Annotated in this window: 2 protein-coding genes and 1 pseudogene; all 3 read right to left on the reverse strand. The window is 41.9% G+C overall.

The genetic code is table 11. The features are described 5' to 3' along the window. On the reverse strand, nt 1-568 hold a 568-nt coding region (locus ACTIE0_RS24180), incomplete at its 3' end, for a hypothetical protein (RefSeq protein ID WP_439517030.1). Then, nucleotides 565-1,440: a group 2 RNA polymerase sigma factor SigC gene (locus ACTIE0_RS24185; RefSeq protein ID WP_439517031.1), complete on the reverse strand. Its 876-nt coding sequence runs from the start codon at nt 1,438-1,440 to the stop codon at nt 565-567. The genes ACTIE0_RS24180 and ACTIE0_RS24185, both read right to left, overlap by 4 nt. Before the next feature lie 3 nt (nt 1,441-1,443). Then, nucleotides 1,444-1,754, reverse strand: a pseudogene (locus ACTIE0_RS24190) (hypothetical protein); the annotation flags it as partial.

Raw genomic sequence — 1,754 nt, forward strand, 5'->3', positions numbered from 1 at the left:
GTTCGCACTCCTGCCTCAACTCAGGAAATAGTTGCAGCCATCCCTCTTTGGTCAATTTTCGTCCGCCAACAACCCATTCCCGTTCCATTGTTTCTATGGGTTCCAAGGAGACAAGTTTAATGGTTTTCCGTTGTTTTAGCGTGAGAACAGACAGGGGGCGATAGGGACCAACAGAATCAGACAAAAAAGCTGCAATTGGCAACACTTCCAAAAATGGAAAGATATGGCACAAATACTCTATTCTTTCCAGCCATTGCTCAAGGACAAATCGATAATTTTCGTCTTGGGCTTGAGAGAGCCTTCTTTGTCTCTCTTCTGGGGAAGGAAAATCAACAATGGTTTTATATTCTTGGGGAACATGAGCCAATGCTTTTAATTCTCTATAAATCAAATATCCATTGGCGGGGCGACCTGGTAGCAAAAAATGGCGGTTAAACACATCCTTATTTGTAGCTATAAGAATCTCTAACCGCTTATCCCATAGATGAACAGGATTAACCGCAGATTCTAAGGATAAATCTACCGGATAATTTTCTAAGTCATCTAATCCATAAAAAGCTATCATCATGTGTAAGAACTCTCCATAATTAAAACAGTTGTCGAACCTTCTACTACTTTACCCCATATCGCGTCAGTCGGAATAAATCCTGATACATTACCGGGATAATAAATCTGACCGGGTGGCATTCTGAATGGGTGAGTAGTTGCATTATTTCCCGATGCACCCAACCCCCAAAGCAATTGAGTTTCTCCCTGGTTCTGAATTTCAAAATAAGCACGGTTGGGATTAGCGGGGGCGATTAATGTAGGATTAGGTCCGACTATTATTGTGTTCATCAAGGTATTAGCCGGGCGTTTAGCCATCAGTATCAAATCTAATTCGACCCGATATTCACCCTCTATATAAATGGTGTCATAGCCGCGATTACTGCCTATTGAACCGCCGCCTAATATACCGTTACCGTAATCCTTAAAACTTAAACCTAACTGGTCATCTACTCCAAATATTTTTACCTCATTGGCAGTTAAATAAGGGTTGATTAGAGGCACATAAAACCGCCGCCCTCGGTTTTGGATAACCGGACAAGCTGCCTCAACCCAAGGATTTGACGAGCCTTTTCTTCTCAGTAATTGCAAACCAAACTTAGGGTGATTGCTCTCTAATTTCATTAATTTAGCTGCCCTTTCCGCCGCTGAATCCTCTGGGTAAAATTCGGGATAAGGAGAACGAGTAAAACTCGGACACCAAACTGATGCAGTGAGACTTTCTAAAAAAGCATTAGCTCGCCATAGCCACCTGGGGTCAATATGGGCAGAAATGGCAGTAATAGCATCAGAAATATTCCACAGTGTTAACGGATTGCTTGCATAATCACTGACATTACTCTGATTAATTTCAAATGAAAAAGTGTCGGTTTCTGATAAGCGATTTTCTGCCATAGGTTAAGGAGTTAATAAGTATGGTTTGGCGGCGGAAGTCATGCCATTGGTGTAGTCAACAATTACGGGATAGTCGGTTAAGCTGATGGTGCATATTAACGGATATTGTCCATCTCCCCTAACGTTAGGTCGGATAGAAAAATCACAATGTTTTTTGGCGGGTTCGGGGTTTAGTGCGGGGCTAAATTCTGCTATGTGTTGATGTACAACTAAATGCAGTAAAGCACTGGCTAAATTGGTTTGGTCAAAGGGGTAACTACCTATACCGGGTTGAAAACTACTCACAAACGGATCTACTATTTTAATCGCGCCAT

This window comes from Limnospira sp. (assembly GCF_051859755.1).
GTDB classification, from domain to species: Bacteria; Cyanobacteriota; Cyanobacteriia; order Cyanobacteriales; family Microcoleaceae; genus Limnospira; species Limnospira fusiformis.

Coding starts and splice junctions, on each gene's coding strand:
- ACTIE0_RS24185 (WP_439517031.1), bottom strand. CDS start 1,440: ATGGCAGAAAATCGCTTATCAGAAACCGACACTTTTTCATTTGAAATT.